Here is a 23,796-nt window from a genome sequence, read left to right as displayed (position 1 = left end):
CTGGGCAGGGGGCGTCCGTGTCAGACGCGATGCTCCCCGGAGGACCGGCATGGGCGTAGGCTCCGCCGCCTTCGACCAGCAAAGACAACTCCACGATCGTGGCAGGTGACACCACTGTGCAGATCAGGACAGGGACCCACACCACTGCGAGTGAATTGTCAAACAGGAGTTCGTATCGCTTTCTCGCTCCTTGGCGGGGGTGGCTGTACCTCTGAGGTAGCCCTCGAAGTTTTGGCAGGCGAGCAGATGGGAGACGTGTCGTCCGGCGACAGTGTCGGGGGGCGGTTGGCTACGACGACCGCCTTGAGCTCGCCCCCATCCGAGACAGGGGGAGGGCCAAGAGTCGCATCCGGGGGCGCCCTACCGGATTACGTCCGGAGCACGATGAGCCGGATAGGGGCGGGGATAGACAGCGGGAAGGGCCACCATCACGGCCTCGCGCTGGACGTGGACGGCAAGACGCTGCTGTCGCGGCAGGTCGCCAGCGACGAGCCCGAGCTGCTGAAACTGATGGGCGACGTCCTGGACCTTGCCGACGGCCGCGAGGTCACCTGGGTCGTCGACATGACCGGCGGCGAGCCCGCGCTGCTGCTGGCCCTGCTGATCAACCACGGCCAGGAGGTCCTCTACATGCCCGGCCGCCTGGTGAACCGGGCCTCCGACGGCTACCGCGGCGAGGGCAAGACCGACGCCCGCGACGCCTACGTGATCGCCGACCAGGCCAGGATGCGCCGCGACCTGCGGCCCATCCGCCCCTGCGACGAGGCCGCCATCGAGCTGAAGCTGCTGACCGGCCGCCGGGCCGACCTGGTGGAGGACCGCACCCGCGTGGTCAACACCCTGCGCGGCACCTTGCTGAGCATGTTCCCGGCCATGGAACGAGCCCTGGACGTGACCAACACCGGCCCGCTCAGGCTGCTGACGGGGTACCAGACTCACCAGGCCGCAGGGCGGAGGATCTGTGCGTAACAGCCGGCGCATGGCGCCCGTCACCAGCACGGCTTCCTGCGCGTAAGGTCGTCACGGGTTGGCGGGCTGCGCCCAAACGGCGGGCGATAGCTCGGGCGGCCCGTCGAGGGCGGAGAGTGAGCCGTTGACGGATGACTCGCTGTGGGGGCATGGCGATCTCGGCCCAGACGCATTTGCCGCAGGTGGTGTGCTCGGCCCCGTGACAGAGGGACAAGCGGTCGATTAGTGCCATCCCGCGTCCGGACTCGTCCTCGGAATCCGCCCAGTGCGGAACAGGGAGGACGAGCGAACCGTCGTAGACCTCGACGAGGATTCGCCGTCGGCTGAGGTTGGCGGACACCGTGATGGTGAGCACCGTGCCGGTTCCGTGCCGCACCGCGTTGGTGACCAGTTCCGAGGTGATGACGGTCAGTGCGGTATCGGAGGACTCGTCGAGACGGAGCCCCCACTTTTTCACCAGACCCTGGAGACGGCGACGACTGATCGGCACCGAGGTCGGATCGCGGACTAGAAGGAAGCTTTGGCTGTGGAGGCGCATGCCGGAGACCCTTCGACGGACTTCAGACCGGGGCTTGAGGCGAGGAGAGAGCGCTGAGCGGCTGGCCGATGTGATTCACGGGGGATGCCTCCCTCAGCGGGGACGACTGCGCGTGGGGCGCCGCATGCCGACCGTTGTGGGTATGACAGCCCTCAGGGGGAGTACGGCCGGGGAGGTCGCTATCCGGGTGGTCGGGGGTCTACGTCGTCGCTACTTTGTGGCGACGACGTAGACGCTTCCCCAGCGGCGCTTCGGATTGGCGATCTTGGTGTCGAAGGTCCACGGCTCTACGGTGGCGAAGCCCGCTTCGGTGAAGAGCTGGACGAGCTTCTCGTAGTCGTAGGCCCAGAGGTGCGGGGTGTACTTGGGGTCGTCGTCCTGGTCGCGGAAGACGAGGTTGACGAGGTCGAGCCGGGTGTTGATGTCGTTGCGGCAGTCGCGCCTGGCATACCAGCGCTCGACCATCTCGTCGGCGAGGTTCAGTGGTCCGGGGTACTGGCTGAGTGCGAAGGAGGCGTCGGGGACGCCGGTGATGATCCGGCTGCCCGGAGCCAGGATGCGGTGGGCTTCCCGGACGTAGTACTTGACGGAGCGGGGGTAGTCGACGTGCTCCAGGAAGTGCTCGGAGAAGATCAGCTCGACGGTGTCGTCGTGCAGGGGGATGCCTTCGCGGACGTCCCAGAGCAGGTCGGCCGGCGGGACGGCGTCGATGTTGAAGAAGTCCTCGATGCGGTGGGTGCCGCCGCCGATCTGGACCTTGGTGGGCTTTTGGGCGATGCGGTTGTCGGGCCAGGCCCGCTGGCTGGCGTGGTGATAGCGGTGGAGTTCGATCTCCCAGGCCGCTGTGCGGAGTGATCGGGCCAGGCCGTGGGTGGTGGAGGGCGCGCTCAGTACGGCGTCGATCTGCTCGCCGAGGAGGTCGACGGAGGGCATGCCGAAGTAGCTCATGGCGGGGCTCCTGGGAAGAAGAGGCAGCAGAGCAGCTGCTGGTGAAGGCTGCAGTGGTTACGCGGCGCTGGGCGCCGGGGCGGTCCACTGGTTGTTGCGCATGAGGGTGTACTTGATGTCCACCAGCCGCGGGGCGATGGTCAAGGAGAGCTGCTCGGCCGGGTGGAGGTGGCCGGCGTCGTCCTGGTCGGCGCGCCAGACGCGGTAGTCGAGGTTGGGGTAGGCGGGGTTGATGCCGATCTCGCCCTTGGGCATCGTGCCGTTGAACGGGGTGACGATGTCCATGTGGTTCCAGTAGTTCCAGGCTTGCAGGGCCTTGTACTGGTCGAAGTAGAAGTAGAAGTCGGGGTAGCGGCCGAAGGTGCGCAGTTCCCGGTGGATGAGGTGGCCCAGCAGGGGGCCGAGCTGGGTGGAGAGGGCGTCGAATTCCCAGCGCTTGTGATGCCAGGCTTCCGGGGCCTCCCCAGGGGCGAAGAGCCGGGCTGCGATGAGGTGGCTGATGCGTTCGACCAGATAGTCGGCCGCGTGGTTGATCTCGATGGTCGGGTCGACCTGGTGGATGAGGTCGGCCAGCTGGCCGGGCCTGGGGCGGAACCTCGCGAGGTCGAACTTGCCGGCCATGTCCGGGTAGGAGGCGAAGAGCATCTCCTTGTACAGCCAGTTGTTCAGCTCTCCGATGTCGGCCAGGCGTCGCGTGTGCTGCGAGGTCGAGTGGAGCATCAGGTACTCCGCCAGTGCCTCGAAGTACAGGTAGCCGAGGATCGGTAAGCGGGGGATGGTCTCGTCGAGTAGGCCGAGGAAGGGCCTGGCGGCGATGTGCGTGCCTCGGTAGGCCACGGCCGCCGCGGTGGCGAGGAAGGCGGCAGAGTTCTTCACCCTGGCCACGACGGTCTCACGTAAGCGGTGGCGCTCGCTCTTGCTCAGCAGGTATTCGAGGTGGCAGTAGATCCGTAAGTGGATGAGGCCCAGCCGGAGGTAGTCCACTCCCGCCAGGCCCTGGTACGCCTGCGGTGGGGTGTTGATCTCGAAGATCAGTGGGGTGGGTACGCGGTCGGTGACGCCGAGCTTGGCCAGGAAGGCCGGCGCCTCCTTGGTCAGGACGTACGCAGCCAGGTTGTGCATTCGCAGGCCCTGGTCCGTAGCCGTGAGCGGGGCGCAGTAGACGCTCCCGACGAGGCAGCCGCCGGACGGGTAGAGAACTCCTTGCTTGTTGATCTGTTCAAGGGCGTGGGTGACGTGGAGGAGGTGCAGTCTGCTGTTGCCGTTGAGGGCGTCGAAGAGGGAGTTCTGGCGCAGCAGGCGCCCGTTCGGTGTGGCGGCGAGCCGCTCGTCCCAGGTTGCCGACTGCCGGGCCAGCGGGTCGTTTGTGTCGGCAGGGCTGGGGAGGAGGGTGGTGTCGTAGAAGGCGTGGGCGTCGGCCCAGAGGTGGTAGGCGTCGAGGAAGTCCATGGTCACGCCAGCTCCTTCTCCGAAAGCGCGTACAGGACGGCCGCCGGGCTGTGGGCACCGGCAAGGTGGGCCTTCTCGGAGATGCTCACGAGGTCGAAGGCAAGGCTGCGGAACGCGTCGAAGGCGGGCTCTTTGACGTGCCGGGCGTTCGGCCACCACCTGGTCTTCGGCAGGCGGTACCGGTCCAGAGCATCAGCGGCCTTCACCACGTCGCAGATGATCTGGGCCCGCAGGTAGTCGGCCTGGTCGTCAGGGCTGAATGCGCCGTAGGGCACGTCGTGCAGTCGTATGGCGGTGGCGGCCCGTGTGACGCGGCGAGGTGTGGCCGTGAGGTCAAAGCGGCCCCAGACGGTGTCCGCGTTGGCGGCGAGCCATATCGCCGCGCGTTCCCCGTGTCCGCGGTCGTCCTTGTCGTGATGACGCTGGCAGTCGTGGACGGCGGCGGCAACGATGGCGGTGGTGGTGTCGGCATCGTCCAAGCCGTTCGCCTCGGCGAGGATGGCGGCCAATGCCGCGGTGCGCATCGCGTGCCGGACGCCGTGGATCGAGTCGTACAGACGGGGCTCGGCAATCCAGTCGCGCGGTAGTGCGGCCCGCCGCAGGAGGTACTGAGAGAGCGGCCGAAGGTCCAGCTGCGGCGACAGCTGGAGATCGGGCCGGTTCGTGATGATCCAGTCGATGGTGGCCCGGTCCATGTACTGGTGGAGTGGCAGCTGCCCTCGGGCAGCAAGGTCGATCAGGCTTGCGGTCGTTGGGGTCGTGCTCATCATGCCCACCCCTTGGTGGTCTCCGCGGTGACGTGCTCCTATCGGATGGGCGCGGCCTGCCGCTCGCGCTCCTTGCGCTCCTTCTCAGCGGCTTCGAAGGCGGCAGTGAACTCGGCCAGCTCCTGCTCGGTCATCAGGGCGACGCCCAGCTCGTTGGCGACATCCGTGATCTTGGCGGCTGCCTCGGCACGAGCGGCGTCGGAGGCGTCGTCGTCCAGCAGGATCTCGAATTCGGCGTGGTAACCCCATGCCTCACTCCACTTGACCGCGATCTCGACACCGTCGAAGCGGAAGTTGTGCCGAAGATTGGACGCCTCGTGCATCGCTCCCTCGAACCCGAGAGCGTTGAACACCTTCACCGCGGCGCCCACGTCGGCCGGGGCGATGGCGAACTCGGTCTCCTCAAATGCGGCGCCCCGGCCGATCCTGCTTCCCTTGAGAGTGATCTTGGCGGTGCCGGCGGCCGTGTTGTCGGTGACCTTCAGCAACTGGTCCGGCAGCACGTAGAAGTAGATGTGCTTGTCGTCGGGCCCCAGGTCCTCGCCGCCCCTCGTCAGACGGTCGACGAGCTGGTCGCGTGCCTCCTTGCTGAAACGGGCACGCATCTCGATCTCGATGGGCATGGGCGTATCGCCTCCTGAATCAGGCATGACGGAGCCAGCCGGACCGGCGCCAAGGGGGTGGGTAGCCGGTTCGGGTGGCTGCTGCTTGTGCGGTTGTGGGTCAGGGGCGGGGCGGTGCGGCCGTCACTCAGCCCGGCTCACCACCCCGCCGGATAGATCACTGGTCAGTCCAGGTCGCCGAAGCGTGCCCGGACGACGCCTTCGTGCAGGTAGGTCGGGAGCTGGACGCCCCCCACCGAGGTGCGGCTGGTGGCCACCTGGTCTTCGGTGTCGCTGGGGAAGCCCTCCAGGAGGCGCAGGCACTGCTGCACCCACTCGCGGGACTTGGGTCGATCCCCCAGGTCGCGGTGGCGTACCGCCAAGGCGTACGCGGTCTCGGTGGCCGCCCACCGGTCTGTCGTCAGTTCACGCTGGAAGATGGACTCCAGCTCATCGGCGGAGGCCAGGCGGGTCTGGATGGTCATGGATTCCCCTCAGAAGTTCGGTCGTGCACTGGTGGTGCTCAACGCATCGGCACCCCCGCGGTGACTCCGCAGCCCGCCGCTAGTACGTGTAGACCTCCGCGAGGGTCTTGTAGTCCTGCAGCTCGTCCTTGTCGAACCACAGCTCGACCTCCTGCTGCGCTTCCTCCTTGTTGCCGGAGGCGTGCACGAGGTTGGCCACGGCCTTGCCCGAGGCGATGCTGCCGGCGGCGCTGTAGTGCGAGAAGTCGCCTCGCACCGTCCCCGCAGGCGCCTGGTTCGGGTACGTGCTACCGACGATCTTCCGCACCGTGGCGATGGCGTCGAACCCTTCCAGCACCAGCGCGATGACCGGCCCCTGCTGCATAAAAGTCGACGTGACGCGGTAGACCTCCGAGCCCAGCCTCTCTTCAAGGTCGAAGTAGTGCCGCCGGGTGAACTCCTCGTCCATCCACTTCATCTTGGTGCCGACGATCTTCAGCGCGGCTTCCTCGAACCGGGTGATGATCCTCCCCGCCAGACCACGTACGAGCGCATCGGGCTTGAGCAGGACGAGCGTGCGCTCAACGGGGTTTCCCTGATCCTCAGCCATGGAGTCCCTTTCGGCTTGTATGCATGGAGATTGACGGCGGATCAGCCGCCAGGAAGCTGAGGTTACCGGCGCCCACTTGCTCGACCGGACGCCCGGAGCTTCCCTCGGATGGCGGACACCGGAAGGGGGCACGATAGGACTGAAAACAGGGGCCCGTTTCAGCCAAGTTCCTTGAGCTCACTACGTGTTGAGGGTGCTCACCTAGACTCTTCCTTCGGTCGACCGGCGCTCTTACGCATAGGCGGGTTGGCCGCTCAGGGCGTCTCCTGTGGCTCGCTTCACCCTGGTGACCATCATTCTTCCGAGTCACCCGCGGGACGGCCATGAACCGCCAGTGCAGCCGGAGTGCACCTTCAGTGCGCGAGTTCCTGCACTGAGAGCGGGGCGAAGGAGGAGGGCGGAAGTGGATGTGATCGAACTCTGGAGCGGCCGCCACGCCTGCCTGCTGCAGTCCGCCCTGCGCCTCACCAATGAACAGTTCGCGGCCCGGCTCGGCATCGCGGTACGGACCGTGGCGGCCTGGCACTCCGACCCAGCCGTAGTGCCGCGCAAGGAGATGCAACAGCTCCTCGACACCGTCCACGAGAAGGCCCCGCCAGCGGCACGCCAGCGGTTCGCGCTCCTGGTCTCCGGTGAACGCGGCTCGCCCACACCGGGCCCGGCAGGTGCGCAAGCCCTGCGCGTCGCGATCGCCGTGGTCGTACGCGACAGCGAGGTGCTGTTGGTATGCCGACGAGACGATGACGCAACTGGCCTCAGCTGGCAGTTCCCGGCAGGCGTGATCAAGCCGGGCGCCAGGGCCGAGACGGCGACGGTGCGGGAGACGCTGGACGAGACCGGCGTGCACTGCGCGGTCCGGCAGCATCTCGGAAACCGGCTTCACCCGGTGACCGGCGTATTGTGCGAATACTTCCTGTGCGAGTACCTCGCGGGCCAGGCCACCAACTCCGATGCCGTCGAGAACATCGACGTGATGTGGGTTCCCAGAAACGCGGTGACTCGGTTCATCCCCGTCGATACGATCTTCCCGCCCGTGCTTGCTGTCCTGGAGGAGCAGACGTGACGCAGCAGACAGCCGATGAGCGACCCGGCATTGCAGCGGCCATCATCGTTCACGAGGGACGCGTTCTGATGGTCCGGCGTCGGGTCAGCGAGGGGAAGCTCTCCTGGCAGTTCCCGGCTGGCGAAGTCGAGCCCGGTGAGATCCGTGAGGACGCCGCCGTGCGGGAGACCAAGGAGGAGACCGGTCTGGACGTCTCCGCCGTCCAGCTGTTGGGCGAGCGTGTCCACCCGGCAACGGGCAGGCTGATGTCCTACACCGCCTGCGAAGTGATCAGTGGAATCGCGCATGTGGCGGACACCGAGGAACTGGCCGAGCTTGCCTGGGTGGCACACGACCAGATCCCCGAGTATGTCCCGTACGGGCTGTTCGGGCCGGTGCAGCAGTACTTGGATGCTTGTCTCGCCAGTTAGCCGCTTCGTGCACGAGGCGTCCGAAATACGTGACGGGCCTGACCGGGGGAACCGGTCAGGCTCGTCACGCAATGCGCGGGTGGTGTTCTCAGCGGCGCGGTGCGCGTGGTGCCGGACTCGTTGTGAGGTGCGGTGCAACGGGCTGCTGGTCGGCGGCTCGGCTGGCCTGGGGGGCTTTCGGGGCCGGGGCGTAGGCGGGGAGGTCGGCTGTGCGGCGTAGGCGCCAGACGAGGACTTCGCTGATGGAGTCGGCGGTGTCGAGTTCCCGGTGGGCTGCGGCTTCGGTGAGGAGAGCTTGGGTGTTGTGGCCGGCTTGTGCTGCGTCGGTGAGGGTTGCGGCCAGGGCGTTCCAGCCTGGCTCGGCCAGCACGGTGTCGGCGAGTTCGGGCAGCGCGGTGCGAAGGGCTGCCTCCTGGTGGCGGCGTAGTGACGGTGGGATGCGGCGGCCGCGCTCCTGCAGTGCTGCGAGGGGCGCGGCGGCGGCTTGCCGATAGGCGGCCCGGAGATGTTCGGCAGCCTGGCCTGCGGCTTCGGCCTGCTGGGAGTGGTGGCGCTGTGCGTGCCAGCGGGATGCCGCGACGGCGAGGAAGACCAGCGTGTCGATGACCATCGCGGTGCCAGCACCGTCTTCGCCCCTCCCGAACGCCGGACCACTGCGTACGAGCTCGCGAGCCGCTCGGCGGAGCTGCTGGGCATGGCGGAAATCGGCCCGGGTGTGGGAGCGGGAGGCCCGCTCGAAAGCCCAGGCCGCATCCCGTAGTTGCTGGCGGGTGTGGAGGGCCGAGGACTTGGCGAGGGCGTCGAGGACTTCGCCGGTGGCGGCGATCTGGGCGGCGACTGCGCCCTCGTCGCCCTGGTCGAAGGCGAACAGCGCTGCCCATGCCGCGTTGGTGGCTGTGCGTCGGGCGTCCGCAGGTGCGGAGCGGGGGGCGGGGCGGTGTTCCCGAGGGTCGTCGTTGGCCGGCTCGGGTGTGGCGGGGTCTGTGGTGAAGCGTTCCTGGATGCGGGGCAGGGAGAGGTCGGGGGCGAGTTCGGAGCCGGAGTAGTAGATGGGTTCGCGGCCTTTGTTGCGGTCGCCGGGCAGGGCGACGGTGTAGCCGCGCAGGTCTCCGGAGGGCAGGACGCGGGTGCGGACCAGAAGGCCGGCGTCCTTGAGACGGTCGAAGAACTCCTGCTCGCTGGCGGCGCCGGCCACCGCGCGGCGGACTGTTTCGCGCAGCTCCTCGCGCGCCGTGAGATCCCGGCCCTGGCGCTCGGCTTTGTGTCGTTCGGCGCTGGTGGGGCGTTTGGCGGCGGTGCCGTCGCCGGGGGTGACGCGGCGCAGTCCGTAGTCGGCTTCGATGCTGCGGGCTTCGGTCTGGGCGCGGCGGGCTTCGTTGTGGCGGCGGGGGCGGCGGCCGTCTTCGCGGACGAGGGTGGCGATGATGTGGATGTGGTCGTCGGCGTGCCGCACGGCTGCCCATCGGCATGCGGTCTCGTCGCCGTCGGGGGCGATGCCGGTGGCGGCGACCATGCGGCGGGCGATGGCCGCCCAGTCCTCGTCCGCCAGGATGGGATCTTCGGGGGCGGCGCGTACGGATAGGTGCCAGACGTGCTTGTCCGGACGTCGGTTCTCCGCAAGAGCGTTGACCGGCTGGTCCAGCAGACGCGCAAGACGAGCGTAGGTGGCCTGCGGGTCGCGTCCCGGGTCGGGGGTGAGTGGATCGTAGGCGGCTATCAGGTGGGGGTCGATGTGTTCCTCGTGGGTGCCGGGGCCGTAGAGGTAGCGGATCAGTCCGGCGGTGTCGCTGCCGCGGTTGTGGATGCTGGGGATCATTTCGGGGCGCCGCCGTCGCGGTGGGCGAGCAGGGCGTCAGCGGCGTCCTCCATGCGACGGGCTGCTCCGTGAACCGCTTGGGCCGTGGCGTCGAGGTGGGGCGTGTCGGCGCCCGAGTTGAGGGCCTTGGCGACCTGGTTGAACAGGCCGTGGATGCGGCCCAAGTGCCGACGCGCGGCGAAGATCTCGTCGAGGACTTCCCGTTCGGTGGCGATCTCGGCGGCGGTACGGGTCAGGTCGCGGGCGGCCTTGTCGACGGCGTAGGCGAGGAAGGCGGCGTTGCTCATCCGGCAGTGCTCGGCGGCTGTGCTGAGGCGGGCGAATTCGGCATCGTTCATGCGGCAGCTGGGCTGGTGCGGACGCAGCTTGTCCTGGCGCGGACGCTGACGCTTGCGCGCGAGGGATACGGCCGGCCTGTCCCCTCCCTGCTGCGGTCCGCCCTCGGCCGCAGCCTCCTTGCCCGGCGCCCCCTGGCGCGGGGCATTCCCCGCCACCTCTGGGGCGGGGTTCCCGGGAGCATTGCTCCCGGTACAACTTGCTGCGCTGTTAGGGGTGGGGGGCATCTCCTGCTGCTTGGTGGGGAGTTCGTAGTACGGGTCGTGCATGGGTTGGGTCTCCGTGGGGTGTTGGTGTCACGGCCACGCTGTGCGCGTTCCCCGTATCCCAGCGCTGGTCTGCGCGGGGACACGGGGCGAGCCGGGAGGGCGGGCGATCGGTTGGATCGCGGGATCAGGTGGCGCCGACGGGAGCTGCGTCGATCTCGCCCTGCCGCTGAGAGGTGGCCCCGTCGAGTTCGGCTTGAAGGATGTCCTTGATCTTGTCCGCTTCCTTCCTGCCGATGGTGAGGCCCTTGCTGCGGAAGGTGTCTTCGATGTGGCGGCGCGAGGCGCGGTCATTGCGTCCCAGTGGTGCGGTGCGGGCGATGGAGAGCCGTTCGGCGGGGATTTCGCTGGGCTCGTGGCCTTGTGGCTCGGCGGAGGGCTGCGGGGCCGTAGCCACATCGGTGGTGTCCGAAGCCGCGTGAGCGGGATCGTCAGCCACATCGGGAACAGTTGGCTCCTGTGCGCCGTGGCCCTTGTCGGCGAGAGTCGGGGGCACGGCGGTGTCGGCCTCCTGCGGGCGAGGAGTGGGGTGCCGGCGGATGACGATGTAGAGGTGAACTGCGCCCGCGAGGGCGAGCGGGGCGATGGCGGACAGAGCGCCGACGGTGAGGTCGCCGAGCCTGAGGCCATCGTCTTGGTGGCTCTGCTCGTTGAGGCGTACGGCGTGCAGAGCGTTGGCCCAGATGCTCGTCACGGTGGCCAGGCCGACGAGAGCCCACACGTACAGGCGGGAGCGCAGCGGGGCGGTGCGGAGCATGAGGAGGGCGCCGACGCCGATGGCGATGAACCCGTCGATCACGAGGGGGAAGGCGTAGGTGAGGAGCCCGCGGATGTGGATGGCGACGGCCATCTGCCGCAACGCGTCGTAGGACAGCGCGAAGCCGATCGTGCCGAGCAGGGCGATGCCGCCGCGGATCGCTGTGGTGCCGTGAATGGCGGTCGGGGTTGCGGGCATGTGGGTGGTGCTCCTGAGGTGGTGGTGCGGGAGGGGAGAGGCGGGGCGTTCACGGCGTTCACGAGGGGGGCGTACACGCGAGCCCCCTTCTAAAGGGGGGCTCGCGCGTGAACGCTCTGTCGCGTGTAGGGCGTGTACGGTCGCGTGAACGTTTGACCTGCGGTTTTGCGGTACGCGTGAACGCTTTGGGCGGGCGTGGAGGGCATGGCGGCGAGAGGGGCGCGTGAACGGTCCGGGCCCGGCCGGGCGGGGTCAGGAGACGACGCTCATGTGCCGCACGGTGGTGTAGTAGCGGGCCTGCTGGCCGCCTCCGCTGCCGCCCGCGATGCCTTCGGCCTTCGTGGCTTTTCCGGCTTTCACCAGGCGCTCCAGCTCGCGCCGGGCTTTTTCGACGGCGCCTCGGGAGGGTGTGGTCTCTCCGGTGAGGAGGGTGGCCAGGTCGCGGGTGGTCAGCCCACCGGGGTGGGCGGCCAACAGGGCGGACGGGTCGAGGGCCGGGTCCACGGTCGTGGTGCCGTGGGTGTGGTCGTGCAGGAGCTGGAGCGGTCCGATCTCGCCGGTGCACATCTTCAGGTGGTGCAGGGTGACGGCGGGGTCTCCGGAGTCGCCGGAGAGGAACAGGACGCTTCCAGCGCCGGAGGTGAGCCAAGTGGAGCCGTAGACCCGGTCCAGGGTGGGGCGTTGGCCGCGTGGGGCGTCGGCGGTCGCCTTGCGCTGGTGGTGTAGCTCCATGATCTCCACACCGTTGCGGATGGCGCGCTGGCGGGCGTTGTTGAACGCCACGGCGAGGGCGTCGTCGACGAGGGTGCTGATGGCGTCCTTCAGGCTGTCGATCACGATGGTGTCGGCCTGGTGGGCGGCGGCGAGGTCCGCGAGGAGGTCGGGCTCCTTGTCGAGGGTCGCGGGCAGCGGGCCCTGCCAGACGGCCAGGCGCTCCCGCAGCAGCGGTTCGTCGGGCGCATCGATGCCGCGGGCCATGGCCTTGGCGATCTGCTTCGGTCGGTCCATCGCCAGGTACAGCACCCGCTTGCTGGGGGCTACCGGCATGCCGAGGACGGTGTCCCGCAGGCCGATCCGGGCCAGGACGACCTGGTGTGCCAGCGTCGTCTTGCCCACCCCCGGCGCCCCGACGATCATCAGGCTCTCGCCCGAGCCCCAGGCGACCTTGTCGGGTGTGCCCCACAGCGGCTCCGTCTCGGCGCCGGTCGCGGTGACGAAGTGCCAACCATCGGTGAGGAATTGGGAGAGGCGGCCGTGGCCGGAGGCGAGGGCACGCTCGCGCTCGGCGCGTATCTCCGACTCGATCCCGCTGCGGATCACGTCGGGGTCGGCGCCCGGCTCCTGGGCGCGCTGGAGGGTGCGCAGGCCGGCGGCGCTCAGGCGGCGCAGGTCGGCCTTCCTGCGGATGATCTCCGCGTGGTAGACGGCGCCGCTGATGCCGGGGGAGGCGCCGGCGAGCTGGTGTGTGTAACCGGGGCCGCCGACGCGCTGGAGGGCGTCCAGTTCCCCGAGGCGGTCGTTGACCGCGATCGGGTCGGTGGGCCTGCCCTGGCTGTGCAGGGAGAGCAGGGCACGCCAGATCGTCTCGTGGGCGGGACGGTAGAAGGCGTCGTCGCCGAGGACGGGTCGTACTTCGTCGATGGCGGCGCTGTCGTGCATGCAGGCGCCGAGGACGGCGCACTCGGCGTCCACGTCGTGCGGGGGCTGCGACATGGACGCGGGCATGGGCGGGGTCGTACTGTGGGGCACGGAGCTCCTCGACTGCGGGCCATATGGGGCGGCAACCCCGGCTTCGCAGGAGATCGTTCAGGGATGGGCGGTCATGAGGTTCGCGCTTGAGCCCCTCGGTGTTCGCTTCACCGGGGGGCTTTTTGCTGCGCGGATCGTGGGGTGAGGCGGGCTCCTGCGGTCGTGGTCGGGCGGCTGGGACCACAACAATGCCACACGAATGCCGATTGCAGAAACCCTTTGCGAACCGCAGCATGGATGCTACTGTTGAGTCGTTCCTGCAAAACGCAGAAGAGTGATGCCTGAGGAAGGAGGGATTGATCCATGACCGACGCGGAAGCGGACGGTGCCGAAGAGGGGGTTCTGCTCAGAGGCGAGGAGAACGTCGCCGCCCGGCTGAGGGTCGAGCGGGAGGCCAGGGGCTGGAGCACCAACTCCCTGTCGGACCGCATGAACGAGGCCGGGTACGAGATGAACCCGTCCGCGGTGTGGCGGATCGAGAACGGCAAGCGCCGGGTCAACCTCGACGAGGCGATCGGCTTCGCCGAGGTCTTCGGCGTCTCGCTGGACAACCTCGTCGGACCGCCGCGGCTCGCCGCCAAGGCCCGAGCGATGGAACTGATCGAGAACGTCGTCCGCGCGTTCCGTGAGACCCAGCGGGCGGGCGCCGCCTTCAGCCAAGCCCGAGACGCCTTCGACGCCTACCTCGCGGAACACCCCGACATTCGAGACGAAGCCGAGGTCATGGTCGCCAGCGCCTTGGCCGACGAGGCCATCCCGAACTTCGCTCAGGCGTTCCACCTCACTCAGCCGCCCAACGAAGCATCCGACGACGAGCCCGGAGCCAGCCAGGACCACTGACCGGCTGGCCAACCTGGCCTGCTGCCACAGACCACCCCGGCCCTGGGGCCCGCGAATCCCCGGTCCAGGGAACACAACACATTCCGCCCATCCCAAGAACGACCCGGCGGAGTGCGGTGTTGCCGCGCCGCACCCGCCAGACGAGGACCCACCCTTGCGTCGCCCGGCGATACCCCACGCCTCCATCCAGACCCCGAAGTCCGCGAAGGAGGTGATCACCCCCACCCCCGACCCGCTCCTCAGCCCCGCCGAGGCGGCCGAGCACCTGGGCACCGGCGTCCGCTTCATCCGGCGTCTCGTCCAGGAGCGCCGCATCCGCTACGTCAAGGTCGGCCGCCACGTCCGCATCCGCGCCAGCGTGCTGGACGCGTACATCGACGACCACACCGTCCCCACTCTCCGCGAAGCGCGCTCGGCCTACCGGAGGGCGGCTTGATGACGGCCCGCAAGCCGCAGCGGCGGCGTGAATTCGGGACCGTGCGCCGGCTTCCCTCCGGCCGATGGCAGGCGCGCTACTGGGCACCGGACGGCAGCCGCCGGACCGCCCCGGAGACGTTCGAGTCCAAGACCGACGCGCAGATCTGGCTCACCCTCACCCAGGCCGACATCGAGCGCAAGCACTGGATCGACCCCGACGCCGGTGCGGTCAACTTCGAGGCGTACGCGCTGAAGTGGGTCGATGAACGCGGGCTGTCCGCGACCACGGACGAGCTGTACCGCCGCCTCCTGCGACTACACATCCTGCCCACCTTCGGCCCGATGGACCTGGACGAGATCACCCCGCCCGGCGTCCGCACCTGGCGGGCCGAGCGACTCCAGGCCACCGGCGCGACCACGGTCGCCAAGTCCTATCGCCTGCTCAAGGCCATCATGGAGACGGCCACCGACGACGAGTTGATCCGCCGCAACCCCTGCCGGATCAAGGGCGCGGGCACCGAGAAGGCGAAGGAGCGGCCCACCGCGACCGTCGAGCAGGTCGACGCGCTCGCCGACGCGCTCGGTCCGCGCTGGCGGCTGATGGTCTACTTCGGCGCCTACGGCCCGATGCGCCCGGAGGAGCAGGCGGCCCTGCGCAGGACCAACGTCACCCTCGACCCCCTCGCGGTCAAGATCCGGGAAGCGGCGCCCGAGCTGACGACCGGCCGCCGCGTTGAGGGCGACACCAAGTCGGACGCGGGCGTGCGCACCATCTACCTCCCTGGCTTCCTGCACATGGAGGTCAAGCGCCACCTCGACTGGTTCGCTGAGAAGGGCCTCGACGGGTTGCTGTTCGTCGGTGAGAAGGGCGCCCCGTTCCGGCGATCCTCCTTCGGCCGCAAGTGGCGCAGGGCCCGAGCGCAGGTCGGCTTGCCGGACGACTTCCGCTTCTACGACCTTCGCCACACGGGGCACACTCTGGCCACCCGGGCCGGTGCCACCCTCAGGGACGCCATGGTCCGCGCCGGCCAGTCCTCGGAGCGGGCGGCGCTGATCTACCAGCACTCCGACGACCAGCGGCAGCGGGAGGTCGCCGGAAGCATCGACGCGAGGGTTCGCGCGGACCGCGGCAAGGCGATGGAGCGGCGAGTGCACAAGAAGGAAGCCTGAATGTGTGGGTGCGGGACATATCCCGCACCCACCATCGCCTGAATTGGGGCTAACTGTTCTGGTCGCCCGATCGACTGCCGTAGCGATCGCTTTGCAGGCGGAGGAAGTCGTCGAGGGACATGTAGCTTCCGCCACTGCCGACAGGGCCTCCGTGAGTGGGCGGCTTAGGCCCGGAAGGCGACGAGCGGACTCTCCTAGCAAGGGCGATTACGCCGTCGACAGCAGAAGCCAGTGCACGCGTGGACTGGTCATCGAAAGGCTGCCCGGCGATGGAGTAGCAGGCGTTGGCGATACCGAGGACGAGTGGCTTATCCATGAGGTGCTGCAATCTGCCTTGGAAGACGCTCTCGACGACGGCTGCATCGATGTTCGCCCCGTTGACCCAACTCAGTTGCACGATTACGTCGGCGATGTGTCGGTAGGACCCGCATGAGCGGTAGCCGGAATTGAGACCATGTTGGATTGCCTGTGACCGTGCGTCTTGCAACAGTGAGAGCACGTGTTGCGCCTCACCTTCGACGTCTTCCCAGTTCGGCTGGTCAGAAGGAGGCGTCCGTGTGATGGCGGCTGCGGCAGCTGTTCTGGTGTGCAGCCTACTGAGCGCCTGATCCGCCATGTCGGTTGCCCACCTCGACAGCGCTGGGTCTGGTGCGGATCCCCGCGCCCTGTCTTCGACGGCGGTCTTGATCTCGGTGATCCATCGCAATGCCGCGCGCGTGCCAAGTTGGTCGGCGACGTCGAGAGTTGCTAGCGGGAGGAGCATGTCGGGTGCTGATGCAACGGCCTTGGCGGCGCTTGCCGCGAGCGCTGGTTGCTCGTCGGCTGCTCGTGAAATGACTGTGAGTCCCTGCCGCCGTTGCTTTTCCTCCAGCGCTGGATTCTGGAGGACGTCGGCGATGAACTGGTGATCGCTTACTTCTTCGACCTCGCTGATGACTTCTCCAGCAAGGAGGTCGGGGCCGATGGTTCCCCAGCGTGCGCCGCCGGCAGCCGGATACAGAGCGGTGAGCATTGCTTCGACGGCATCCACGAGTTGTGCGTCTGGACCTGCCCCTTCCGGAAGGCCACGGTGGTGAGCCTCCAGTCCAGCTGTGATGGCGGCTCGTGCGGATGTCCTATTGCTGGCGCCGAGCAGACTTTGAGTTGCGACCATGGCCGGCAGGAGGCCAGGCTGGCGGCGGAAGACATCGTCGAGCCCGCGCGCACGCGCAATCCGGTGCCAGTAGCGCTCCTCGTGGGCCAAGAGCACGTTGACCGGGTCGCCGTACTCTGCGAATGCTGGGTTTTCCTCCGTGAGGACATCGGCGAGAGCGGTTACGTGCAAGGAAAGCCGAGTGGGGCGCATCGCATTTGCCTCAAGGCGCTTCGGCTTAGACTCTGGGGCTGTGGCAGAAGCCCAGTCGTCCTCGATTCCAGCGTCCTTCAACGTGCGGATGCGTTCTTTGAACGAACTCCGCGCGGCCTCGTATGCAGCGACAGAGGTCTGGGGCTCCACGCAGTCGTTTACCTCGACGTGGAGCCCCGTCCCCATCGCAGTGTTTCCCTGGTGCGTGCGACGAAACGGGGGCCACCAACTGCCTTCATCGCGCGCCAAGAGAAGTATGCGAACGGGATGGGCCGTGCCCCAACCCTGAGTCAGAACGGTCAGCAACTCCTCGACCTGGTTTAGACGCGCTTCCGCATAATCGACGACCAACAGCATCGGCCGGTTCGCTGTGGCCAGGGCCGCGTATTGATCACTTCGTTGGGGCGTCTCGGATAAGAATCCGCCCGTCCAGGCTACGGAAGGGTCGAGGTTGGACTTCTCCTCGGTGAGACGGCGTAGCAATTCACTGGCCAACCGTGTCTTGCCGACGCCGCCCGTGCCAGTGATCGCGGCTACGTCGACCCTGCGATTGGATTTACACCATTGCGCCAAGAGCGCGGACTGCTCGTCCATTCCTGTCAACGGGACCACCTGAGCATGGGCCGAGAGCAGGTAGGAAGCGGACAGTCGCGGATCGGGCGGATCGTCAAGCAGCCCTCGAAGGTCGGCAGGTTGAAGGCGGGCTGGTCGGCCGGTGGCGGTGCTCAACGTCTTGGCGAAGCCTTCGGCTGCGAGGAGCCAGCAGGCTGGAGTCGCGATAAGTAAGGAAGCCTGCCAGTCTTCGGGAGCCTGAGTGGCAAGGCCGACTAGCAGTCCCTCGCAGAAGATCCCAGCACCGGACATGCCCCGCCACATGGCGGACTCGTTGCCATGGGGGCCGTCCACCTCGAACGCATAGCGCTGGGTCCGGGAAGCCGTCGTCGGATCAATGTGTCCGTGGACGACTTTCGGGTCGCTGACCATGACTTCCTTTGACCTGCGAAGGAAACGTCGTCGCATAATCTTGGGAAAGCCGACGGCCGTGCACAGGGGCCTGTTACCCGGGTGCTCGCAGGTGAGCTCTCCCCATCTCACGATCGGCACTCCCGCTCCGAGGTTCCCTCGGTCGGCCTGAAGCAGCGCGCTGTCCAGCTCTGCGTCGTGCCAAATCACCTGTGCCTCTACAGTTGACCCCCCTTCGAGGGCACGGACCAACACCGGTCGACCGTCTGGACCTTGTCGGCAGGACACATGGGCTGCGGTGAGGATGAGGCCAGGGGCAATGATGCTCCCGGAACCGAACGTCCCATCACGAGGATTGTGGACCTCAACCGTCCGTTGGCGGAGGAGTGCGCTCACGCGGGTCTCTCAGGACAGGGGTGCTTCGCCCGGGAGCGAGTCGAACCCTCGCCCCTCATCCGAGATCAGATGGTCCTCCGCACGATGCAACTGCAGGTTCACGGTCAGCTTGTGGGTCTCGGTCTTTTCCCGTTCACCGCGTGCGTCGGCGGAGACGACGAACGCCTTCACTCCGCCGCCCGCAGAGGCCGAGTGCCGTAGCTCGATGCCGAGGTCAAGCGTCACGTCCTTGACCGTGAAGCGGAAGGGCGATCCCTCGCCGTCCCGTTGCGCTGCTGCGAGGCCGTCGCGGACGGCCTTGAGCGCCTCGGCCAACTCGGTACCGCTGGATTCCATGTTGTCCCCCTTATCTCCGGGCACCAGTAGGCCAGTTGGCCACTGACGAGCGCTACCCAAAGCCTGGAACCGGTGCACTTCGCAAGCGCAAGTCGGCAATTATTCGATGCTTCGGTGGTGCACGTCACATGAATTGCGTCTCGCCATTCGAGATCGATGGCCGGCGCGGGGGACTGGGGGCAGCTTGTCGCCCCATAACTCGCTGGTTCCCGCCGAGTTGGGGCACGTAGAGGGCACGCGAGCCCACAGCAGGTCTAGACAACAAGCAAGCCCCAGGCCATTGACCTGGGGCTTTTGCGTGGAGCGGGTGACGGGAATCGAACCCGCGCTCTGAGCTTGGGAAGCTCATGTTCTACCATTAAACTACACCCGCGTAACACCGCCCGGTCTGGAGTGAACCAGTCTGGAGGCGGAGCGTCCTCGCACACTCTACCCCATCGCCGTACCGCGGTGCATTTGGCATGTCCGGGTGGGGACGGGGTGTCCGGGGGCGCCGTCGGGGAGGTGGTGCGGCGGGCTCCGCGGGGCGGTACGCGGGTGCGCGGCACGGGAGTTGAGGCGTACGGTGGGGCACCGGAGTGCCGCCTTCGAGTGCACCCAGTTCATCCCCTAATGTGGCTTTTGTTGTCCACGCAGTTGGGAGAGGGACTTGATGGAGCGCACCGTCGTACGTTGTGCCGAGGGGCACGTCTTCAGCACCGCTTCGTTCCCCATGCAGACCACCGACCGGCTCGGTCCCGGGCGGCTGCTGCGCTGCCCGCGCTGTGCTCGGCTGCGGCACTCGGTGCCGGTGGAGCACGCCAAGCGATAGCGGCGGTCGCGGGGTCGCGGTGAAGGTCGGCGGCGATCTTCAGGCGTGACGTCGAGGTGAGGTTCGTGCGGCCCGGTCCCCGATGGGGGCCGGGCCCTCGTCGTACGGAGGGGTGGGCGCGGGCGCGTATCCTCGTCTGCGTGCTTCTCTCAGACAAGGACATCCGGGCCGAGATCGACGCCGGTCGGGTGCGCATCGATCCCTACGACGACGTGATGGTGCAGCCGTCCAGCATCGACGTGCGGCTCGACCGCTACTTCCGGGTGTTCGAGAATCACCGCTACCCGCACATCGACCCCGCCGTCGAGCAGGCCGACCTGACTCGCGAGGTCGTGCCGGAGGGCGACGAGGCGTTCATCCTGCACCCCGGCGAGTTCGTGCTGGCCTCGACGTACGAGGTCATCTCGCTCCCCGACGACCTCGCCTCCCGCCTGGAGGGCAAGTCCAGCCTGGGCCGGCTGGGGCTGCTGACGCACTCGACCGCCGGGTTCATCGACCCGGGGTTCAGCGGGCACGTCACGCTGGAGCTGAGCAACGTCGCGACGTTGCCGATCAAGCTGTGGCCGGGCATGAAGATCGGGCAGCTGTGCATGTTCCGGCTGGCCTCGCCGGCGGAGCACCCGTACGGCAGCGAGCGCTACGGCTCGCGGTACCAGGGGCAGCGCGGTCCGACCGCGTCGCGGTCGTTCAAGAACTTCCACCGTACGCAGGTGTGAGGCGGGGCCGGTGCGGGCCCCGGAGACGAGGAAGAGGTCTGGGAGAGTCGTGGGTGACGTGCGGGAGAACCTGACGTACGAGCTGTTCGGCGGAGCGATCCGCGAGCTGGCGCAGACGATCGCGGATGACGGGTACGAGCCCGACATCGTGCTGTCGATAGCCCGGGGCGGCGTGTTCGTGGCCGGTGGGCTGGCGTACGCGCTGGACTGCAAGAACATTCACCTGGTGAATGTCGAGTTCTACACCGGGGTGGGCACCACCTTGGAGATGCCGGTGATGCTCGCGCCGGTGCCCAACGCGATCGACTTCTCGGACAAGAAGGTGCTGATCGCGGACGACGTCGCCGACACCGGCAAGACGCTCAAGCTGGTGCACGACTTCTGCCAGGGCACCGTCGCCGAGGTCCGCAGCGCGGTGATCTATGAGAAGTCGCACTCGCTGGTGAAGTGCGAGTACGTCTGGAAGCGCACGGACGACTGGATCAACTTCCCGTGGAGCGTCGAGCCGCCGGTGGTCCGGCGCGACGGTCAGATCCTCGACGCCTGACGCACCGCCGCACGACCTTCCCGCGAGCCCGCCGTTCCGGCGGGCTCGCGGCGTTTTGTGGCGCGCCTTTCGGCCAGTTCTGTTCCGGGTGTTCCACCGGTCACTACCTCCGAGTAGAAACCGGCGGTAACAGCAGACCGGAGGGGAGGTCCAATGGTGCGTGCGAGACGCGGGCCGCAGTGGAGCGGACGGGGGCGAGGGCGGCGGTTACGGGCCGCCGTGGCGGTGTCGGCGGCGGCGCTGACCGCCGCGTTCACGGTGACGGCGGGCGGTGCGAGCGCCGCCCCGGCCCGGACCGCGACGGTGGGCACCGCAACGACGGCCGGGCGGCCGGCCGTTGCGCCGCTGTCGCCACAACTGGAACGGATCCGGGCACAGGAGGCGACGAAGCTGTACGGCGACGCCGCCGTGCGGCCGCTCGACGAGCGGAAGACCTCGTTGATCTCGCTGGGCGACAGCGAGATCGCCGGGGAGGGTGTCGGGACGTACGAGCCGGGCACCGACGGGCCCACCAACTGGTGCCACCGGTCGCCGGATTCCGCGATCCACCGGACCGGCATCGCGGCGGACGTGACGTACAACGTCGCGTGCTCGGGCGCGTACACCGGCAACATCCGGATCGGCGGCAGCAAGCAGTACGCCGACGAACTGGTGCAGAGCGACAGCCTGGCCATCGCGGCGCGCAACACCCGGCTGAAAATGGTCCTGCTGGTCGCCGGCGCCAACGACGACCTCCAGTTCGGGCCGGTGATGACGGACTGCGTCGAGCGCTGGTTCCTGCTCCAGGGCACCTGCGAGCCCAAGTACCAGCCGGGTTGGCAGGCCCGGGTCGACGGGCTGGTGCCGAAGGTCGAGGCGACGGTGCGGGACCTGCGGACCGTGATGCGGGACGCCGGGTACGCCGACGGCGACTACCGGTTCGTGGTGATGTCGTACCCGAGCCCGATCGGTCCGGACGTCGAGGACAACCCGAACTTCCCCGGGAAGATCCCGGGCGGGTGCACCGGGTACACCTCGGACTCCGGCTGGGGGCGCAACGCGGCGGTGCCGGCCTTCGAGCGCGGCATGCGCAAGAGCGCGCAGGACACCGGCGTCACCTACCTTGACTCCTCGCGGCTCTTCCACGGGCACGAGGTGTGCATGTCGGACACCTGGGCCCGCGGGCTGTACGTGAACATCACCAACCCCTTCCCGCCGGACGCCAATTCGGTCCGGCAGTCCTTCCACCCCAACGCCCGCGGGCACGGCGCGTTCGCGTCCTGCCTGACGCAGCTGTACGCGGCGCCGCAACTGCGCGAGGCGTCCTGCGCCGACCCGGCGAACACCGGGCGGCCCGAGCTGTACCCGGGCGCCTGGGACGACGCCTACCGGCCGCTGAAGAACGCCGCGACCGGGACCTGCGTGGACGCCACCGGCGGGCTGTCCCGCAACGGCACCGCGGTGGGCGGCTGGGACTGCAACGGGCAGCGCAACCAGGGCTGGTGGTACGACCAGGGCCGCAAGTCGCTGCACGTGGAGCTGACCCAGGCGAGGTGCCTGGACGTGCCGGGCGCCCGCTACGAGGCCGGCGCCGCGCTGGTGCTGTGGAACTGCTCGGGCGCGGCCAACCAGCAGTTCGCCCGGGACGGCGGCACGCTCCGCCCGACCGCGGCCCCCTCGCTGTGCCTGACGCTGGGCGCGGCGAAGGACCCGCTGCGGCTCCAGAAGTGCGACGGGTCGGCGGGCCAGCGGTTCGCCTGACCGGCCGCCGGAAGCGGTGAGCGGTCCTGCCGCGACACGACGAGGGGCCCGCTGCGGGAGACGTCGGTGACGTCCCTCCGCAGCGGGCCCCTCAAGCCGTGGCCGGACCGCTTCGCGCGCTTGTTACAGCGTGCCGAGCTTCACCAGGGCCAGCAGCGCGACCAGCTGGATCGCGGAGGCGCCCAGGGCCTTGGGCCACGGCAGGTCGTGCGACTTGCTGACCATGGAGGTCAGCAGGTAGCCGGTGGCGAGCCAGGTGGCCCACCCCAGCACCTGCACCAACGGGCTGTCGCCGCCCAGGAACATGGCGAAGAGCAGCCGCGGCGCGTCCGGGATCGTCATGATCAGCATGGACAGGCCGACGGTCGGCTGCCAGGCACCGTCGCCGCCCAGCTGGCGGGCCATGGTGTGGGTGACCGCGCCCAGGATCAGGCTGCCCAGGATGAACATCACCGAGGTGATCAGCACCCACGGGACGCTGTTCCCCATCGTCTGGTTGAGCACGTCCTCGCGGGCCTTGTCGAAGCCGAAGACCGCGAGCAGGCCGTAGACGAAGGTGACGATCAGCGCCGGGGCCCACAGGGCGTGGTCCCGCATCTGCCAGAACGTGGGCGTGGGCCGCAGCACGACGCCGGACAGCAACTGCTGCCACGGCAGCCGCGGGCCGGCCGGGGGCGCGCTGGTCTGGCCGGCGCGGTAGGTGCCGCCCGCCGCGTACTGGTCGTCGGCCGGCCCGTAGCCGTCCCCGTACGCGCCGTAGGCGTCCGGGGCCTCGCCGACGCTGAACTGCTGGGTGTGCCCCGGTGCGTTGTTGAGGTTGTCGTAGGCGGGATGCGTGGGCTCCGCCGTCTGGTAGCCGCCGTCGCCGAAGTACTCGGGCTGCCCCTGCGGGCCCGGCCCGCCCTGGGGCGCGCCGTACGCCTGCGGCGCCGAGGGCCACTGTCCTTGCGGGGGCTGCTGCCCGTACGGCGCCGGCGGGCCGTACCCGTGCGGCTCCTGCTGCCCCGCCTGCTGTCCGTTCTGCGCGGGTCGGGCATCTCGTCCGCGCCCCATCCTGAATCCAGCCACGCCTTCGAAAGTACCTGGTCCCGCTGCGCGGGTGGGGCCGCGTGGAGGGGCATCGGCCCTTTGGGGCCGAGCTGTGACATCCCCTAGGGGGTTCCCCTCGGGGCTTCGCCCCGCGTTGTCGGCCGGTCCCGCCGTGCGGCGTCTCGCCGTTGCGCCTGCGGCGGGCGTTGCCGCTGCGCGGGGCTTGTTGGGGTGCGGTGCCGGGTTGGCGGGAGGTGGGGTGCCCGGACTGCTGCGCTTTACGTCCGGGCACCCCACCTCCCGCCAACCCGTCTCCTCCCGTGGGTGGGTGGAGGAGAGGCACGTCGGGGGTACGCCCGGCGGGGCCGGTGCGGGTTCGTCGGTGAAGTGAGACGGACACCGGACCCCTCACCCTGGGGTCCCCTCACCCGTATTTCCCCATCCCTCAACGGGAGGTGGCGGGCCGGAGGGGGTGGTGTGCAGGACGTAAAGCGCAGCAGTCCTGCACACCACCCCCGCAGGCCCGACACCGCACCCAAACGCC

23 protein-coding genes, 1 tRNA gene and 1 pseudogene are annotated in these 23,796 nt (G+C 68.5%); 10 read left to right on the top strand and 15 right to left on the bottom strand.

Features of this window, described 5'->3' with window-relative positions; genetic code table 11:
* Positions 1–384: 384 nt before the first annotated feature.
* Positions 385–954 (top strand): annotated as a pseudogene (locus ABD385_RS09755) (IS110 family transposase); the annotation flags it as partial.
* Here ABD385_RS09755 and ABD385_RS09750 read toward each other — a convergent pair.
* From ABD385_RS09750 to ABD385_RS09720, 7 genes are all read right to left on the bottom strand, one after another.
* Positions 911–1,507, bottom strand: coding sequence for an ATP-binding protein (locus ABD385_RS09750; RefSeq protein ID WP_344574686.1), 597 nt, complete (start codon positions 1,505–1,507; stop codon positions 911–913). The pseudogene ABD385_RS09755 and the gene ABD385_RS09750 overlap by 44 nt on opposite strands.
* 210 nt (positions 1,508–1,717) lie before the next feature.
* Positions 1,718–2,455, bottom strand: a complete 738-nt coding sequence (locus ABD385_RS09745) for a class I SAM-dependent methyltransferase (protein ID WP_344574685.1) — start codon at positions 2,453–2,455, stop codon at positions 1,718–1,720.
* Between the two features lie 57 nt (positions 2,456–2,512).
* The gene (locus tag ABD385_RS09740) at positions 2,513–3,904 is read right to left on the bottom strand and encodes a hypothetical protein (protein WP_344575019.1); all 1,392 of its coding nucleotides are present in this window, start codon (positions 3,902–3,904) and stop codon (positions 2,513–2,515) included.
* A 2-nt stretch (positions 3,905–3,906) separates the two neighbouring features.
* Positions 3,907–4,671 (bottom strand): hypothetical protein, encoded by a 765-nt coding sequence (locus tag ABD385_RS09735; protein WP_344575018.1) that lies wholly within the window; start codon positions 4,669–4,671, stop codon positions 3,907–3,909.
* A 38-nt stretch (positions 4,672–4,709) separates the two neighbouring features.
* The gene (locus ABD385_RS09730) at positions 4,710–5,294 is read right to left on the bottom strand and encodes a CYTH domain-containing protein (protein WP_344574684.1); all 585 of its coding nucleotides are present in this window, start codon (positions 5,292–5,294) and stop codon (positions 4,710–4,712) included.
* Between the two features lie 164 nt (positions 5,295–5,458).
* Positions 5,459–5,758, bottom strand: coding sequence for a hypothetical protein (locus ABD385_RS09725; RefSeq protein WP_344574682.1), 300 nt, complete (start codon positions 5,756–5,758; stop codon positions 5,459–5,461).
* Between the two features lie 79 nt (positions 5,759–5,837).
* Positions 5,838–6,347 carry a nucleoside-diphosphate kinase gene (locus tag ABD385_RS09720; protein ID WP_344574681.1) on the bottom strand — a complete coding sequence of 170 codons (510 nt, stop codon included), beginning with the start codon at positions 6,345–6,347 and terminating at the stop codon, positions 5,838–5,840.
* Positions 6,348–6,750: 403 nt separating this feature from the next.
* Between ABD385_RS09720 and ABD385_RS09715 the strand changes: the two genes are divergently transcribed.
* Both ABD385_RS09715 and ABD385_RS09710 read left to right on the top strand, forming a co-directional pair.
* Positions 6,751–7,410 (top strand): NUDIX hydrolase, encoded by a 660-nt coding sequence (locus tag ABD385_RS09715; RefSeq protein WP_344574680.1) that lies wholly within the window; start codon positions 6,751–6,753, stop codon positions 7,408–7,410.
* Positions 7,407–7,820, top strand: coding sequence for an NUDIX hydrolase (locus ABD385_RS09710; protein WP_344574679.1), 414 nt, complete (start codon positions 7,407–7,409; stop codon positions 7,818–7,820). The genes ABD385_RS09715 and ABD385_RS09710 overlap by 4 nt, the downstream gene beginning before the upstream one ends.
* Before the next feature lie 88 nt (positions 7,821–7,908).
* On the opposite strand, the gene ABD385_RS09705 is transcribed toward ABD385_RS09710, so the two are convergent.
* The 4 genes from ABD385_RS09705 to ABD385_RS09690 all read right to left on the bottom strand — a co-directional run bounded on the left by ABD385_RS09705 (position 7,909) and on the right by ABD385_RS09690 (position 12,918).
* Positions 7,909–9,636 carry a relaxase/mobilization nuclease domain-containing protein gene (locus ABD385_RS09705; protein ID WP_344574678.1) on the bottom strand — a complete coding sequence of 576 codons (1,728 nt, stop codon included), beginning with the start codon at positions 9,634–9,636 and terminating at the stop codon, positions 7,909–7,911.
* Positions 9,633–9,974, bottom strand: coding sequence for a plasmid mobilization relaxosome protein MobC (locus ABD385_RS09700; RefSeq protein ID WP_344574677.1), 342 nt, complete (start codon positions 9,972–9,974; stop codon positions 9,633–9,635). The genes ABD385_RS09705 and ABD385_RS09700 overlap by 4 nt, the downstream gene beginning before the upstream one ends.
* Before the next feature lie 391 nt (positions 9,975–10,365).
* Positions 10,366–11,193, bottom strand: coding sequence for a DUF2637 domain-containing protein (locus tag ABD385_RS09695; protein WP_344574676.1), 828 nt, complete (start codon positions 11,191–11,193; stop codon positions 10,366–10,368).
* 252 nt (positions 11,194–11,445) lie between these two features.
* Positions 11,446–12,918, bottom strand: a complete 1,473-nt coding sequence (locus tag ABD385_RS09690) for a DnaB-like helicase N-terminal domain-containing protein (protein ID WP_344574675.1) — start codon at positions 12,916–12,918, stop codon at positions 11,446–11,448.
* Positions 12,919–13,245: 327 nt separating this feature from the next.
* On the opposite strand from ABD385_RS09690, the gene ABD385_RS09685 reads away from it, so the two are divergent.
* The 3 genes from ABD385_RS09685 (at position 13,246) to ABD385_RS09675 (ending at position 15,369) form a co-directional block, all read left to right on the top strand.
* Positions 13,246–13,782 (top strand): helix-turn-helix domain-containing protein, encoded by a 537-nt coding sequence (locus ABD385_RS09685; RefSeq protein ID WP_344574674.1) that lies wholly within the window; start codon positions 13,246–13,248, stop codon positions 13,780–13,782.
* 154 nt (positions 13,783–13,936) lie between these two features.
* Complete coding sequence (locus ABD385_RS09680; RefSeq protein ID WP_344574673.1) at positions 13,937–14,218, top strand: excisionase family DNA-binding protein; 282 nt, start codon at positions 13,937–13,939, stop codon at positions 14,216–14,218.
* Positions 14,218–15,369 (top strand): tyrosine-type recombinase/integrase, encoded by a 1,152-nt coding sequence (locus ABD385_RS09675; RefSeq protein WP_344574672.1) that lies wholly within the window; start codon positions 14,218–14,220, stop codon positions 15,367–15,369. Before ABD385_RS09680 ends, ABD385_RS09675 begins: the two co-directional genes overlap by 1 nt.
* A gap of 49 nt (positions 15,370–15,418) precedes the next feature.
* Here ABD385_RS09675 and ABD385_RS09670 read toward each other — a convergent pair whose 3' ends face one another.
* The 3 genes from ABD385_RS09670 to ABD385_RS09660 all read right to left on the bottom strand — a co-directional run bounded on the left by ABD385_RS09670 (position 15,419) and on the right by ABD385_RS09660 (position 18,782).
* Positions 15,419–18,073 (bottom strand): S1 family peptidase, encoded by a 2,655-nt coding sequence (locus ABD385_RS09670; protein ID WP_344574670.1) that lies wholly within the window; start codon positions 18,071–18,073, stop codon positions 15,419–15,421.
* 9 nt (positions 18,074–18,082) lie between these two features.
* Complete coding sequence (locus ABD385_RS09665; protein ID WP_344574669.1) at positions 18,083–18,409, bottom strand: trypco2 family protein; 327 nt, start codon at positions 18,407–18,409, stop codon at positions 18,083–18,085.
* A gap of 299 nt (positions 18,410–18,708) precedes the next feature.
* Positions 18,709–18,782 (bottom strand) — tRNA-Gly (locus ABD385_RS09660).
* Between the two features lie 279 nt (positions 18,783–19,061).
* On the opposite strand from ABD385_RS09660, the gene ABD385_RS09655 reads away from it, so the two are divergent.
* The 4 genes from ABD385_RS09655 (at position 19,062) to ABD385_RS09640 (ending at position 22,223) form a co-directional block, all read left to right on the top strand.
* Positions 19,062–19,220 (top strand): hypothetical protein, encoded by a 159-nt coding sequence (locus ABD385_RS09655; RefSeq protein WP_016573140.1) that lies wholly within the window; start codon positions 19,062–19,064, stop codon positions 19,218–19,220.
* A gap of 140 nt (positions 19,221–19,360) precedes the next feature.
* A complete protein-coding gene (dcd, locus tag ABD385_RS09650) occupies positions 19,361–19,936 on the top strand; it encodes a dCTP deaminase (RefSeq protein ID WP_344574667.1) in 576 nt (191 codons plus the stop codon).
* Positions 19,937–19,985: 49 nt separating this feature from the next.
* Entirely contained in the window at positions 19,986–20,483 is a 498-nt protein-coding gene (locus tag ABD385_RS09645; protein ID WP_344574666.1) for a phosphoribosyltransferase, read from the top strand.
* 153 nt (positions 20,484–20,636) lie between these two features.
* Positions 20,637–22,223, top strand: a complete 1,587-nt coding sequence (locus tag ABD385_RS09640; protein ID WP_344574664.1) for a ricin-type beta-trefoil lectin domain protein — start codon at positions 20,637–20,639, stop codon at positions 22,221–22,223.
* Between the two features lie 123 nt (positions 22,224–22,346).
* Here the strand turns inward: ABD385_RS09640 and ABD385_RS09635 are convergent, their stop codons facing one another.
* The gene (locus ABD385_RS09635) at positions 22,347–23,276 is read right to left on the bottom strand and encodes a Yip1 family protein (RefSeq protein WP_344575017.1); all 930 of its coding nucleotides are present in this window, start codon (positions 23,274–23,276) and stop codon (positions 22,347–22,349) included.
* Positions 23,277–23,796: the final 520 nt, after the last annotated feature.

It is taken from the genome of Streptomyces lunalinharesii, assembly GCF_039532155.1.
Lineage (GTDB): Bacteria > Actinomycetota > Actinomycetes > Streptomycetales > Streptomycetaceae > Streptomyces > Streptomyces lunalinharesii.
Note: the sequence above shows the minus strand (reverse complement) of the source record. Positions and strands in the feature narration are given on the sequence as shown.